12 protein-coding genes, 1 tRNA gene and 1 pseudogene are annotated in these 12,032 nt (G+C 50.0%); 7 read left to right on the forward strand and 7 right to left on the reverse strand.

Going from position 1 to position 12,032, the window contains the following annotated elements:
- Positions 1 to 487: pseudogene (locus tag V7D78_RS14180) on the forward strand (hypothetical protein); the annotation flags it as partial.
- A gap of 27 nt (positions 488 to 514) precedes the next feature.
- Here V7D78_RS14180 and V7D78_RS14185 read toward each other — a convergent pair.
- Positions 515 to 955 (reverse strand): DUF6557 family protein, encoded by a 441-nt coding sequence (locus V7D78_RS14185; RefSeq protein ID WP_333609111.1) that lies wholly within the window; start codon positions 953 to 955, stop codon positions 515 to 517.
- A gap of 253 nt (positions 956 to 1,208) precedes the next feature.
- On the opposite strand from V7D78_RS14185, the gene V7D78_RS14190 reads away from it, so the two are divergent.
- On the forward strand, positions 1,209 to 1,655 hold the full coding sequence (locus tag V7D78_RS14190; protein ID WP_333609112.1) for a VOC family protein: 447 nt from the start codon (positions 1,209 to 1,211) through the stop codon (positions 1,653 to 1,655).
- A gap of 171 nt (positions 1,656 to 1,826) precedes the next feature.
- Here the strand turns inward: V7D78_RS14190 and V7D78_RS14195 are convergent, their stop codons facing one another.
- A complete protein-coding gene (locus tag V7D78_RS14195) occupies positions 1,827 to 2,210 on the reverse strand; it encodes a putative zinc-binding protein (RefSeq protein ID WP_333609113.1) in 384 nt (127 codons plus the stop codon).
- A 357-nt stretch (positions 2,211 to 2,567) separates the two neighbouring features.
- Here V7D78_RS14195 and hemN point away from each other — a divergent pair, with 357 nt between their 5' ends.
- From hemN to V7D78_RS14215, 4 genes are all read left to right on the forward strand, one after another.
- Positions 2,568 to 3,929, forward strand: a complete 1,362-nt coding sequence (hemN, locus tag V7D78_RS14200) for an oxygen-independent coproporphyrinogen III oxidase (protein ID WP_333609114.1) — start codon at positions 2,568 to 2,570, stop codon at positions 3,927 to 3,929.
- An 86-nt stretch (positions 3,930 to 4,015) separates the two neighbouring features.
- Positions 4,016 to 5,329, forward strand: coding sequence for a prephenate-dependent tRNA uridine(34) hydroxylase TrhP (gene trhP, locus V7D78_RS14205; protein WP_333609115.1), 1,314 nt, complete (start codon positions 4,016 to 4,018; stop codon positions 5,327 to 5,329).
- Positions 5,330 to 5,331: 2 nt separating this feature from the next.
- Positions 5,332 to 5,523 (forward strand): YfhL family 4Fe-4S dicluster ferredoxin, encoded by a 192-nt coding sequence (locus tag V7D78_RS14210; RefSeq protein WP_333609116.1) that lies wholly within the window; start codon positions 5,332 to 5,334, stop codon positions 5,521 to 5,523.
- A gap of 41 nt (positions 5,524 to 5,564) precedes the next feature.
- Positions 5,565 to 7,820, forward strand: a complete 2,256-nt coding sequence (locus V7D78_RS14215; RefSeq protein ID WP_333609117.1) for an amidohydrolase family protein — start codon at positions 5,565 to 5,567, stop codon at positions 7,818 to 7,820.
- 214 nt (positions 7,821 to 8,034) lie between these two features.
- On the opposite strand, the gene V7D78_RS14220 is transcribed toward V7D78_RS14215, so the two are convergent.
- The 3 genes from V7D78_RS14220 to V7D78_RS14230 all read right to left on the reverse strand — a co-directional run bounded on the left by V7D78_RS14220 (position 8,035) and on the right by V7D78_RS14230 (position 10,581).
- Positions 8,035 to 8,111: transfer RNA gene (locus V7D78_RS14220), tRNA-Val, on the reverse strand.
- Positions 8,112 to 8,222: 111 nt separating this feature from the next.
- Positions 8,223 to 9,236, reverse strand: coding sequence for a DUF3080 family protein (locus V7D78_RS14225; protein ID WP_333609118.1), 1,014 nt, complete (start codon positions 9,234 to 9,236; stop codon positions 8,223 to 8,225).
- Positions 9,202 to 10,581, reverse strand: a complete 1,380-nt coding sequence (locus V7D78_RS14230; protein ID WP_333609119.1) for an MATE family efflux transporter — start codon at positions 10,579 to 10,581, stop codon at positions 9,202 to 9,204. Before V7D78_RS14230 ends, V7D78_RS14225 begins: the two co-directional genes overlap by 35 nt.
- Before the next feature lie 62 nt (positions 10,582 to 10,643).
- On the opposite strand from V7D78_RS14230, the gene V7D78_RS14235 reads away from it, so the two are divergent.
- Entirely contained in the window at positions 10,644 to 11,264 is a 621-nt protein-coding gene (locus tag V7D78_RS14235; protein WP_333609120.1) for a riboflavin synthase subunit alpha, read from the forward strand.
- Between the two features lie 41 nt (positions 11,265 to 11,305).
- Here V7D78_RS14235 and V7D78_RS14240 read toward each other — a convergent pair whose 3' ends face one another.
- The gene (locus V7D78_RS14240; protein WP_333609121.1) at positions 11,306 to 11,506 is read right to left on the reverse strand and encodes a CPXCG motif-containing cysteine-rich protein; all 201 of its coding nucleotides are present in this window, start codon (positions 11,504 to 11,506) and stop codon (positions 11,306 to 11,308) included.
- Between the two features lie 37 nt (positions 11,507 to 11,543).
- On the reverse strand, positions 11,544 to 12,032 hold a 489-nt coding region (locus tag V7D78_RS14245), incomplete at its 5' end, for an SDR family oxidoreductase (protein ID WP_333609122.1).

Consider the following 12,032-nt stretch of genomic DNA (forward strand, 5'->3'; position numbering starts at 1 on the left):
TGACCCGTTTACTGCGCCAGGGCAAACAGCCCCTCATTCTGGTGGATTGGAGCAAGAGCCATGGTTGCTGGTATCGTCACTACCCAATTGCTTTAACTATACAACGAAAGTTGCTAAATGTTATGGCAAGCGCATGCAGATAGAAGAAAGCTTCCGTGACCAGAAAAGCCAGACTTACGGCCTTGGCAGCAATGCCCACGGCACTTACAAGCGAGAACGACTGGAAGTACTGTTGCTGCTGGCTGAGTTAGCTAATTGGCTACATTACATGATTGGGCTGGCAGCAGAAATGGCCAGGATGCGCTTACGGTTCCAGGAGAACAGCATTAAACACCGGCGGGTATTATCGTTTAACTCCCTGGGTCGGCGGCTATGCAAGGTAGCAAAGTTAGGGGTAACTATTGAGCAGATCCAAGCTGCAATAAGGCAAATCATGCTCTGGGCAGTAGAGTCAGACTGGGCAGTAATCAAAATGGAAAAGAGCTGATACTATGGCCAAATTCGTGGGGATCCCTTAGGTATCTTTCATTGCTTTATCAATGGCTTGTTGAATATGTTCTGGAGTGTATCCAAAAAACGTCATTTCCAATAAACAATGCGCTGCAATTTCAGGAGCACTGAATCCGGCTTTGAAATCAGCTGAGATTTGCATGCCTAACCATTCTTGCCAATTAGTTGCACTCAGGTTGTACCTGGCAAGTGCCCGTTCATTCTCAGGCAGACTATCCTGATAATCAAAGAAACTGCCATCCATACCAAAAATATAGACAGCGTTTTCGCCAGATATTACGTTTGCATAAATACCCATAGTCGATTGCACTGGTTGCAGCGTTTGCAACAACCGAAATGCGGATTCAAGCCGACCTAGCTGGTTTAAGTTATTCGAAAGATGCGGCTGTAAGACCAGGCAAATATCTTGCCACTGTAATGGCAAAATTATGTCAGACAATTGCATGTCGCATTCCTTTGTATACCGAACATAAAGCACCTGATTTTACATTTCTTGTTAATTAGAATATAACCCAGAACGACAAATACTGTATCGCGAAGCCGATATAGGGCTGAGTAAAGTACAGCAGGCAGCGGCCAGTTTGCTTTAAATAAAGACCCAGACTGCAGTGTTTGTGGCGCCGGCTAACGCAGCTGCTGCTTTCACCCGCGGTTACAGATACGATAGAACCTGTAACCTGCAAAACGGAAATATACAGATGCCTGAAGCTATAGCAGAACATGCGCAACAAAAAACCATACAACAAAAAATCGGCAATATTGCGCTGCTGGTTGCTGACTACAATGAGGCTATTGAGTTTTATACTAAAAAGCTGCAGTTTACTTTGGTAGTCGATACTGATTTAGGGAACGGTAAACGCTGGGTAGAGATTGCACCGCCAAATTCTACAGGCAGCCACATATTGTTAGCCAAAGCCAGCACACCGCAGCAGCAATCCGCTGTTGGTAATCAAACCGGCGGCCGGGTATTTCTGTTTTTGCACACTAACGATTTCTGGCGCGATTACTACGACATGCAGGCTAAAGGGGTTGAGTTTAACGAACAGCCCAGAAAAGAAGATTACGGCACTGTGGCTGTATTTCAGGATTTATACGGCAATAAATGGGATCTACTTCAGTTGAACCAGCAGTACAGCAGTGACTGACAGTGAAGTGCTGATAAGCATGCAACATATCTGTTCGCATCTGGCTTAGCCGTTTTTCCAAGGCTTTACCTGATATGGCATCATCGCAAAGATGCTAGCTTCTAGTTGCCGCTGTTTGGTCATGACATTAATGTGACCGATTTTGTTGCTTATGTAACATAAAATATAGGGTTACAACCGCCTCGGTGCTTGCGGCAATATATCACTATGTACCATTTGTAGTAGCTTGTAGGCATCGCCTAAATCACAGCTTTCATGGTCGCGTTTTTTATAACCCAGTGTGGTCAGTTCAATATGCCAGGTGGGCACCACATCTACACTGGCCAGGGTGTGTTTTACGCAGTTAAGAGGGCAGCCGTCTACGGCCAGAATAGGCCGGCCCGACTGAGCAATGTTTACCAGTTGTTTGTCTTTAGCGCCCACTGCGACAATACAGGACATTTGCGCTGAGCCTTCCTGGTCAAGTACCACGGCAAGATCATTGGCCAGCTGCGCAACATTAGAGGAGCCCGAGCAAGAATAGACTAAAGGCGTGTCGTTAGATTCAGTGTTCATACCAGGCTGCCCCTGTTTAGTAGAGTAGTCAAACTATGTATTCAGTGTAGAGACCATGGCGATATGCGACTTGATATAAATCAATGCAGTGAAGCACAGCGGTAAAAAGTACAAATTTGTTTGACAGCAGAGGATCAGAGCCTTTACCTGACTTGAGTAATCACGGCTTAAACTGCTTGTTACATCAACAGGCAGCTAAGTCCACAAAGGGTAATAAAGCTGCGACAGATCAATATAGTGTGCTGCGCTAAGTCTTAGAATAGCAGTGGGGTCATGCCTTGCTTTTTGCAGTTTGTTAACAAACTGCAAAAAGCAAGGCATGACCCCCAGACAATACCGTGTCATAAAGAGGTTAGCATGCAAACAATCCAGTGGGATCCGAAGTTAATCGGTAAATACAATATAAATGGTCCGCGTTATACTTCGTACCCGACAGCGTTGGCATTGAGCACTGATTTTGATCGCAGCTGCATTCGCACTGCTATAGAGCAAAGTGCAAACGAGCTTAGTCTGTATTTGCATATCCCGTTTTGCCACAAGCTTTGTTATTACTGCGGTTGCAATAAAGTGGTGACCCGTCATCAGCATAAAGCCGATATCTACCTGGATGCGTTGGCGCAGGAAATGGCACTCTATGCTCCTCTGTTGAAAAACAAAAAGATTAATCAGCTGCATTTGGGCGGTGGTACGCCCACCTTTTTAACCGAAGTTCAGCTAAGCCGCTTAATGGTCTTGTTACAGCATAACTTTTCTATTAATACTGAGGCTGAAATCAGTATCGAGATTGACCCACGCAGCTGCAGCGATAATAAGTTAAGGCATTTACGCACGCTGGGGTTTAACCGGGTAAGTTTCGGGGTGCAGGATTTAGATGAAAAAGTTCAAATTGCCATTAACCGGCTGCAGGATACTGATTTAATTCGCCACCAGGTGGCGCTGAGTCGCGAGCTTGGTTTCAGCTCTATTAACCTGGATTTAATTTACGGTCTGCCATTTCAGCAACCAGACAGTTTTGCTGAGACGGTCGATGAAATTATCCGGCTTAACCCCGACCGAATATCACTATTCAGCTATGCCCATATCCCCGAGCGTTTTGCTGCCCAACGTAAAATAGCCAATAGTAGCCTGCCTGATGCGCCATTAAAGCTGGCATTGATGCAGTTGGCGATTGAGCGTTTTGTTACTGCCGGTTATCAGTTTATCGGTATGGACCACTTTGCCAGGCCAGATGATGCCCTAGCCAAAGCGCAGCAGGCTGGTAAGCTGCAGCGCAACTTTCAGGGGTATACCACTGCGGGGCAAGATGCGCTGATTGGCCTGGGGGTATCCAGCATTAGCCAGGTAAGTGGCGTGCTGTGGCAAAACAGTAAAGAGTTAGCTGCATATTATGCTGCAACCCATGCCTCTCATTTACCGGTAGAGCGTGGTTTTAGCTTAAATACCGATGATAAAATCCGCGCAGCGCTGATCAGCCAGTTAATCTGCCATTTTGAATTAGATATTGAGGCGTTTTGCCAGCAATGGCAGCTGGACGGCTTCTGGCACTATTTTGCCGAAGCATTAGACCAGCTGCAGCCTTTTATGGAAGACGGCCTGGTAGAAGTTTACGCTGAACGGATTATCGTCACCGACAGCGGCCGGCTCTGGGTTCGCAGTATCTGTGCCTGCTTTGATGCCTATTTATCCCAGGGCCAGCAGCGCTATTCAAAAGTGGTGTAGTTATACAGAGTGTTGCGACAGATCAAAGCCTATGGCTGCATGAGCGTTAAAATAGCCGCCATTTTGCAATAGCTCGAGCAGACCCTATGTTAAAACCCGAACTACTGTCACCCGCCGGCAGTTTAAAAGCGATGCGTCTGGCTTTTGCCTACGGCGCAGATGCGGTGTATGCCGGCCAGCCTCGTTACAGCCTGCGGGTGCGTAATAATGAATTTGACTTAGCCAGCCTGGCTACCGGCATCAGCGAGGCGCACGCGCTGGGTAAAAAATTTTATGTAGTAGTGAATATTGCGCCGCATAACAGCAAGCTGCAAAGCATTGTTAGTGATATGACGCCGGTGGTGGCGCTAAACCCCGATGCATTTATCGTCTCTGATCCTGGCGTGGTGTATTTATGGCGCCAGCACTTCCCACAATTGCCACTGCACTTATCGGTGCAGGCCAATACGGTAAACTGGGCGGCAGTTAAATTCTGGCAGGCGCAGGGCGTTGAGCGGGTTATTCTCTCGCGCGAACTGGCGGTAGAGGAAATCGCGGACATTCGCCGAGAAGTACCAGATATGGAGCTGGAAGTCTTTGTGCATGGCGCGCTCTGTATGGCCTATTCCGGCCGCTGCCTGTTATCGGGCTATATCAATAAACGTGACCCGAATCAGGGCGCTTGTACCAACAGTTGCCGTTGGCCTTATCAGGTGCATGCTGCCACCGAGGATGAAGTAGGGCAGTTTCAGCCGATAAGCACGCCAGCACTGCTGGAAGAGCAGGGACGCCCGGGCGAGTTGATGGCCATTGATGAAGACTTACACGGCACTTATATTTTAAACTCGAAAGACTTACGGGCTATTGAGCATGTGCCGGCGCTGACCGCCATGGGCGTGCATTCGTTAAAAATAGAAGGGCGCACCAAGTCACCCTATTATGTGGCGCGCACCGCTCAGGTATACCGGCAGGCCATTGATGATGCCTCGGCAGGCAAAGCCTTTAACGCCAATTTACTTGGCGAGCTAGACGGCATGGCCAACCGCGGTTTTACCGAAGGTTTTTTAAGGCGGCATAAACCACAAGACACCCAAAACTACGCCACCAGCCACAGTGCCGGCGAGCAACTCTTAGTTGGCGAGTTTATTGGCGAGCAGGACAGCGAAGGCTTTGCGCTGGTTGAGGTGAAAAACCAGTTTGCCGTGGGCGATAGCCTGATCTTAATGTCACCGCAGGGTAATCGATGTTTTACGTTACAAGAACTGCGCGATAAGCAACACAACACTATCTTGCTGGCACCCGGTGCTTGTTATCAGCTTAAGGTTAAGCTACCGATACAGCAAAAGCTTAGCTTTGCTATGTTGCTAAAGCAGCTGCCAGCACAGCAGCTTGCAGTCATTGATGCCGCTGCGGTAGGTTAAGCATGCCAGTGGTAATTGAAGCGAGCTGTATTAACTGCGATATGTGTGTACCCGAGTGTCCGAATGATGCCATCAGTATGGCTAGCCAACATTACCAGGTAGACCCACTGCTGTGCACTGAGTGTATTGGCTATTATGACAAACCAACCTGTATTGCCGTATGCCCGATAGACTGTATTGAGCTCTTGGCATAAACCGTTCGCGGTTTTGCTTTGTTACTGGTTGCCATCGGGTTGTGAACATAGCAGTATGGTTTACCCTGTCATTGTTGCAGAGCATTCAAATGAAAAAGGCTATGGGCTGGATTGCCTGGTTTACTGTGTTGTTAAGCTGGGGCTGTATCGGTGGTGCTACGTCAGGGCACAATACTGCTGCCAAGCTGTTACGGGCGGAATATCAAAGCACTATCGATAATAGCGCCCGGCAGTATTTTGTTTATTTACCCGCGGGCTATCAGGACAATACCGATAAAAAATGGCCGGTACTGCTGTTTTTGCACGGCAATGGCGAGCGGGGTAATGGCCAGGATGAGCTGGATTACACCTTAATTCATGGCCCCTTATATGAAGCCTGGATACAAAAGCGCGACCTGCCGTTTATTATCGTAGTACCGCAACTGCATATGTTTAACATGGGCCAGCTGCCGTATATTGCCAACCGTTCACCGGCGGATATTCCCAAACGTTTATTGGCTGGTGTCCCGCCACGACCAGACATGTTTCCCTCCGTCAAACCCATAGTACCGGCCGAACCGGTGGCTGATATGAGCGCTGTGCCGCCCCTGTTACCTGATGGTTGGGAGCGGGCAGAGCAGGACTTGCTGGCTATATTGCAAAATGTCCAGGCCAACTACCATACCGACGCCAGTCGCTTATATTTAACCGGCATCAGTTATGGTGGTTTTGGTAGCTGGTTTATGGCCAGTCGGCACCCGCAGTTATTTGCCGCTTTCGCCCCGGTCGTAGGCTGGGGCCATCCCGATTTAATGCCGCCAATTGCCAAGGCGCAAACGCCGCTGTGGGTGTTCGCTGCCGGGCGCGATTCGGCCATTAATAAGAACTACTTTTACCCCGGCATAGAAACCCTGCGCCAACTGGGGCATGACAAGGTGCGCTTTAGTATGCTGGAGCAGGCCGAACACGATGCCTGGCGCCAGGTATATGCCGGAGAGGATGTGTATCACTGGCTGCTGGCACAGCAAAAACCAGTGGCCGATACGGCTATTACTGTGTTCGACCAGGTGCACGTGTTACCGATGGACTCTGACAAGCTATTGCGCAATCAACGGGTGCTGGTGCAGGGTGACCGTATTATTGCCGTAGGGCCGGCAGCTGAGCTGGCGCTGCCAGACGGTGCTACTTTAATTGACGGCGCTGGCCGTTACTTAATGCCGGGTTTGGCTGAGATGCATGGCCATGTGCCGCCGCTGGCCGATTTCAGCGGCATGCCGGCGCGTTATCTCGATGATGTGTTAACGCTGTATCTGGCCGGTGGCGTGACCACAGTGCGCGGCATGCTGGGCCATGATCAGCAATTACGCTTAAAACAGGATATCGCCAGCGGCAAACGGCTGGGGCCAACGCTGTATCTTGCTGGGCCCAGTTTTAATCAGCATAAGGTGACAACAGCAGAGCAAGCCCGGGAGCGTGTGCGCCAGCATAAACAACAGGGCTGGGATTTACTGAAAATTCACCCGGGTTTGAGCCTAGCGCAGTATCAGGCGATAGCCGCTGAAGCGAAACAGCAAGGCATCGACTTTGCCGGTCATGTACCAGAAGCGGTAGGTATTGAGCAGGCGATTTTGCTCGGTAGCCGTACTATTGATCATCTTGATGGCTATATGGCAGCCCTTGGCGGTTTTGATAAAGTGCTGACCGCTGCCGATATGGCGCCTTTGGTGGCGCTGAGCAAGCAACATAATGTGGCGGTAGTGCCAACACAGGCACTGTGGCGAACCATTATCGGTGCTTCGGATCTCGCACAGCTGCTACGCTACGATGAGCTTAAATATATGCCGGCCGGGGTGTTGGCCGGCTGGCAACGTTATCTGCAACAACCCGGTGGTGCTTATTACAGTGGCAAAACGGCGGCGTTGCATGCACAGAACCGCCAGCTGTTACTGCGTGAGTTACATAACGCCGGTGTCACTATTTTAATGGGCACCGATGCGCCGCAGTTATACAGTGTACCTGGCCTGTCGCTACGCCGTGAGTTACCGGAAATGGCGGCTGCAGGCATCAGTAATTATGACATTTTGCGCAGTGGCACTGTGCTGGTCGGCGAGTACTTTGCTGATAAAGACCGCTTTGGCCAGGTAAAAGCCGGCCAGCGCGCCGACTTACTGCTACTTGACGCTAACCCGTTGCAGGATTTAACCGCGCTGTATCACCCGGCCGGGGTCATGGTGCGCGGACAGTGGCTTAACCGGGCAACGCTGGACAGTAAGCTGGCCGATATCGCCGCAGCGCGGCTGGCCGAGAATCAACCATAGGCGTGCGTCGATGCAGACAATCAAAGAACATGATGAACGCATCCTTAACTGCTGAATGACCTTGCCAAATGCTGCAAGATGGAGAAAATTAAGCGGTGATTATTCGCCGTGGTATGAAGCTTCATCATAAGAGAGAATGCTGAGGCAAGCACACAGCTAAAAACAAAAACGCCGCCAGCGTATTAAGCTTGGCGGCGTTGTTGTTTGAATATATTGGTGCGTCCTAGTGGACTCGAACCACCGACCCCTACCATGTCAAGGTAGTGCTCTAACCAGCTGAGCTAAGGACGCACACTTTGGTTGCTGGCCTTTTTGTATATGGCTGACAACGGCGGGTATGTTATTGCGCCTGTTGCTACTTGGCAAGTGTTTTTGTTGTTTAGCCCCGCGTTTGCCTGATTTTTAGCCTGCCTGAGGAGCGGTGAGGCCAACAGGGCATTGCTGGTTAAGCTGCTGATACCAATTTACGTGCTGCAAAATGCTCTGGCGTAGCTCAGTGGCGCTGTGGCTGTAACGCTGCTCGAGGCTGGGGTAGAGCGCACTGTGCTGGTACAGCGTGGCAATAAGCGGCCAGATTTCTTGCTGGTAAAAGCTCAGTTGCGCCAGGTAGGCTTGCACCTCGCCGATAAAGTATTTGTGAAACACAGTCGTTAATATGTGTAGTTGTTCAGTACTGCGTTGTTGTGGGCACAGGCTTGCTGGCGCCACGCTGTGTAACGCCGGGTTCAGCACCGAAAACCAGGCCTGACTGTAGCGCAGGCTATATTGCAGTTGCGCTAAAAAATCATGGCGGTACAGGTTGGACAACGCCTGTTCAATATCCACCGTCAGCGTCTCAGACCAGTCTTGCGCGCGGATGGCTTGCTGCACATGCACTAGCTGCGACAAGGCACTCATAGTGTCGTGAAAGGCGTTTTGCTCTTTGCCCGTTAGCATACGGTGCTTGCCATGCCATTGTTGGCGCAGGGTATCATCGCCATACAGCATATTGTTTAATGCAGGTTCAATACTCTGCAGTTTTTGCTGGTAAATATCATCAAGTTGCTGTTGTAAAGCCGGCGGCCAGTCCTGAGCTAAGCATTGCTCCAGGCGCGCTAATAAACGCAGCTCATAATCCAGTTGTTTGCTCAGCGTAAACACCCGGCCCAGGCTGCTGTTACGCTCGGCGATAAGCTGATCCAAAGCGCACTGCCGGGTGGCCAGTGCATCAGTAATATCCAGACGAATATCAGGCAGGCTTTGCTGTAGCTCGCTGCGTGCCGGCAGCGGTATGACGCGGCTGGGCATAGTATTATCAACATCAAGCGCCAGCACCCGGCTGAGTCTGGCCTGATAATCCTGCAACTGCGCCTTGCCGGCGCCATCACTACAGGCGGTTAAACTAAGGAGTATAAGCAGGCTGAGCCAAGGCTTCATGTTCAATCCTGTTTAAGTGCTGTCGTAAAATAATGGCTAAACACAGTGCTGCGGTGCTTAAGCCAATAATAATACCAATCCAGAAACCGTGTGCGCCCATCGGCTCAACTATCCAGTCGGTTAAGCCTAATACGGCGCCTAAACCAAAACCGATTGGCCAATAGGCAATAAGGGTAATGTAAAACACCGGCTTGGTGATCTTCATACCACGCAAGGCACAGGCTGACACCACCTGAATCGCATCAGATAACTGATAAAAACAGGCCAGAATAAGCAATGAGCTGGCCAGCGCGATAACCGCCGGATCTGCAGTATAAAGCGCGGCCACATACCCGCGCATCACATAGGTAAAACAGGCAATAACAAAGGACATGGCAATAGCCAGAATAATGGCAGTAGACACCGCTTTTTTCAGCTCCCGGATATTTTGCTGGCCGACTAAATGGCCCACTCTAATGGTGGTGGCTAAACCAAAACTGAGCGGTAGCATAAACACCAGTGCACTGTAATTATTGGCCACCTGATGGCTGGCTACCACCAGCGGGCCAAGGTGCACCAGCGCCAGTGGGATACAGGCAAATAAGGTGACTTCAAAGAAAATCGAAAAGGCGATAGGGGTGCCCAGGCAAATGATGTACCAGATATCTTTTAGGTTAGCGCCAAGTTTTTTAGGCCACTGCCGGTAAGGGCGGGTGCTGCGGCTGCTCCAGCCGTAAATCAGCATGGCAATAAACATGGCACTAAATACCAGACTGGTGGCAATACCGCAGCCCACACCGCCCAGTGCCGGCATGCCCAGTTTGCCGTAAATAAAGATATAATTTGCCGGGATATTTACCAGCAAACCGACAAAGCTAATCCACATACTGGCCTTAGTATTGCCCAGGCCTTCAAATAAATTACGCAGCACTATGTAACCGGCCGCCGGGAACAGGCCATAGCTGACAAAATACAGATAATCGAGGGTTTTAGCTCTGAGCTCAGGTGCCATATTCAGCAAATCAATAGGGTAGTGAGCAAAGCGCATCAGCACAAACAGCAAAAGGGAGACCACTAAACCCAGATACATCGACTGCAGGGTAAAATGGCTTACCGGCTCATGTTGTTTACTGCCATAGTACTGCGCCACTATCGGCGTTAATGCCAGCAATAAACCTTGCATGGTCAGTACCACCGGCAACCATAAACCTGATGCTACCGCCAGTGCCGCCATATCGGTGGCATCAAAACGGCCGGCCATGATGGTATCAATCACATACATCAGCGTTTGCGTAAGCTGAGCTAACACTATAGGGCCGGTTAATTTTAAAATGGTTCTGGCTTCAAAGCGCGAAAAGGGTAACATATTGGCTTTCTTGTCGAGTTGTGCGCAATCACTGGCGCGCAATGTAGCACAACTGAGGTGATATGTTTACCGGAATAGTACAATGCACAGCACAGATCAGCCAGGTAACCGAGCAAGCCTATGGCCGCCGGCTAACCTTATCTTTAGGCACTGCTCATCTGAGTGGGGTTCAGCATGGCGCCAGCATTGCCATTAATGGCGTCTGTTTAACCGTCAGTGCCTTTGACCTTAGTGAGGGCAGTGTCAGTTTTGATGTGATAGCCGAAACCCTGGCCAAAACTAATCTGGGGCAATGGCAGGTGGGGGACTGGGTGAATGTGGAACGCTCGCTGAGCTTTGGCAGCGAAATCGGTGGTCATATTGTCTCTGGTCATGTGCAAACAATGGCCACCTTAACAGAGCTCAGTAATAACGAGACAGAGTGGCGGCTGCGCCTGACACTGGCACCCGGGTTTATGCGCTTTATTCTGGCTAAAGGTTTTGTCGCGGTAGAAGGTTGCAGCCTTACGGTAGGGGAAACCTATGCTGATGGCTTTAGCTTGTATTTAATTCCAGAGACTTTGCAACTGACCACCCTGGGGCAAAAGCAAGTTGGCGATACGCTTAATATCGAATGTGATCAGCAAACCATGGCCATAGTGCAGACGGTGGAGCGGCTGATGGCCGAGCGATACGCCAACTAACGCCATGTATAGCAAAACCTTTTGCAGGCTAAGAATATGCGTTAGTAATATTGCTCGTCTTCAGCGTCAACAAAAATCTGTACTTTATGATGCTGTATGTCTTTATGCACCACCAGATGGATTGGATTGCAGCAGTTGCTGCAATCTTCTATGTAGTCCTGATCTTCTTCGGTTACTTCAATTTGAACATGACAAGGATGGCCGCAAAACGGGCAATCGATGGTTTTATTGAGTAAGTCCATACCGCCTCCGTTGCATAGTGCTGCAGGGTGTTCAGGCTCAGGCTTTACTGGCACCGCCTAAACTGCGCCCGCCGTCTACGGCCAGGATCTGCCCGGTGATATAGGGCGCCTGCACTAAAAACAACAGGGTGTTGGCAATATCTTCAGCACTGCCTAAGCGCTGCAATGGCACCTGCGCCAGTACCGCATTTTTGTCCTGCTCAGCCAGTGGCTGTGCTGGCCATAAGATGGCACCCGGCGCTATGCCGTTCACTCTTATTGTAGGCGCTAATTCGCGTGCCAGCGACTTTGTCATCATGCCAAGTGCCGCCTTTGCCATGCAATACAGGCTATGCTCGGCCAGGGGTTTATCAGCATGAATGTCTACCATGTTGATAATGCAACCATTATGGCGGGCGAGTTCAGTGGCCAGTGCCTGAGATAAAAAATAGGGGGCTTTAACATTACTGCCAAATAAATCCTGCCACTGCCCGGTAGTGGCGGTAGTAAGCGGTGTGGGATAAAAAGAAGAGGCATTATTGACCAA

The sequence above is a fragment of the Arsukibacterium sp. genome (genome assembly GCF_036735525.1).
In the GTDB taxonomy this organism is placed as follows: Bacteria; Pseudomonadota; Gammaproteobacteria; order Enterobacterales; family Alteromonadaceae; genus Alishewanella.

Bases quoted from the DNA above. Each gene is read 5' to 3' on its own strand.
- V7D78_RS14240 (WP_333609121.1), bottom strand. From the start codon at position 11,506: ATGGACTTACTCAATAAAACCATCGATTGCCCGTTTTGCGGCCATCCT.
- trhP (WP_333609115.1), top strand. From the start codon at position 4,016: ATGTTAAAACCCGAACTACTGTCACCCGCCGGCAGTTTAAAAGCGATG.
- V7D78_RS14195 (WP_333609113.1), bottom strand. From the start codon at position 2,210: ATGAACACTGAATCTAACGACACGCCTTTAGTCTATTCTTGCTCGGGC.
- hemN (WP_333609114.1), top strand. From the start codon at position 2,568: ATGCAAACAATCCAGTGGGATCCGAAGTTAATCGGTAAATACAATATA.
- V7D78_RS14185 (WP_333609111.1), bottom strand. From the start codon at position 955: ATGCAATTGTCTGACATAATTTTGCCATTACAGTGGCAAGATATTTGC.
- V7D78_RS14230 (WP_333609119.1), bottom strand. From the start codon at position 10,581: ATGTTACCCTTTTCGCGCTTTGAAGCCAGAACCATTTTAAAATTAACC.
- V7D78_RS14225 (WP_333609118.1), bottom strand. From the start codon at position 9,236: ATGAAGCCTTGGCTCAGCCTGCTTATACTCCTTAGTTTAACCGCCTGT.
- V7D78_RS14190 (WP_333609112.1), top strand. From the start codon at position 1,209: ATGCCTGAAGCTATAGCAGAACATGCGCAACAAAAAACCATACAACAA.
- V7D78_RS14210 (WP_333609116.1), top strand. From the start codon at position 5,332: ATGCCAGTGGTAATTGAAGCGAGCTGTATTAACTGCGATATGTGTGTA.
- V7D78_RS14235 (WP_333609120.1), top strand. From the start codon at position 10,644: ATGTTTACCGGAATAGTACAATGCACAGCACAGATCAGCCAGGTAACC.